Here is a 545-nt window from a genome sequence, read left to right as displayed (position 1 = left end):
CAATGGCTATGCTACGATGATTTTCTGGCGCTTGAATGGAATGTGAGAAGTATTGATATGAATGTATATTTTGAGGTGCATCCGCACGAAGATCGGGTTCACCTTAGCACACCTTCTCGTTACTTGAGCTTTAGCTTTAAACCGCACGAACTGACCGAATTAAAACGAATGCTCAGTAAAGCCGTAGCCCGGTTACATTGGTTTGAGACACTTCGGAATGCCCAGAATTGACCGATGCTTATGCGAAACGTACTTGTTTTCCGAACGAATATCAACTCAGACCAGCGGATTCACCGGGCGGCCTGCCGCTTATGCAAATTACGGGGTATCTGCCGCTGGAGCATCGATCTGGAGGACTGCGACTGTGTGTTACGTATCGAAACGGAATCGCACACGGAGTCTGATATAATCCGGCTGCTGACAAAGGCTGGCTTGCAGTGCACGGTATTGAATTAACTAGAGATCATAGCCAGCAACAAAAAAGGCATCCTGACCAGGATGCCTTTTTTTGGTTCTCGTTAACTTCCTATTCGCCAAAGACGTTG

The 545-nt window shown here is 47.0% G+C and carries 2 protein-coding genes; both read left to right on the top strand.

The features are described from left to right. Positions 1–231: hypothetical protein (locus ACYVD4_RS32070; protein ID WP_460952549.1), on the top strand; the 231-nt coding region annotated here is incomplete at its 5' end. Positions 232–240: 9 nt separating this feature from the next. After that, a complete protein-coding gene (locus tag ACYVD4_RS32065; RefSeq protein WP_460952548.1) occupies positions 241–456 on the top strand; it encodes a hypothetical protein in 216 nt (71 codons plus the stop codon). Positions 457–545: the final 89 nt, after the last annotated feature.

The sequence above is a fragment of the Spirosoma daeguense genome, assembly GCF_054776875.1.
This window is presented reverse-complemented; position numbering and strand designations above follow the sequence as displayed.

Excerpts from the sequence above, each read along its gene's own strand:
- ACYVD4_RS32065 (WP_460952548.1), top strand. The coding sequence starts at position 241 with ATGCGAAACGTACTTGTTTTCCGAACGAATATCAACTCAGACCAGCGG.